This is a genomic window from Streptomyces sp. SID14478 (assembly GCF_010548525.1).
Lineage (GTDB): Bacteria > Actinomycetota > Actinomycetes > Streptomycetales > Streptomycetaceae > Streptomyces.
On the sequence record NZ_JAAGMG010000982.1, the window covers coordinates 1 to 243 of the forward strand.

Annotated in this window: 1 protein-coding gene; it reads right to left on the reverse strand. The window is 77.8% G+C overall.

Annotated elements, in window-relative coordinates; translation table 11 throughout:
- Nucleotides 1-243, reverse strand: a 243-nt coding sequence (locus tag G3I40_RS31265; RefSeq protein WP_164305979.1) for a hypothetical protein, incomplete at both ends; no start/stop codon positions are given.

The window sequence follows — 243 nt, forward strand, 5'->3', positions numbered from 1 at the left end:
CGGCCGCCGCGCGCAGCGCGAGCACCGGATCCCGCTCGGGCCGGGCCGCCCGGGCGAGGACGACCTCTCCGTCCATCTCGACGACGCCTTCGGCCAGCGGCGAGCGCTCGACGGGCGCGGACTTCCCGCCGCCGAGCATGGCGCGCAGCCGGGGGCGCCCCGAGCGGGACTTGAGGACCCGGCCGACCTCGCGCCAGGTGACGTCACTCGCGTACGACACCGTGCGCGCCGCCTCGTACACCT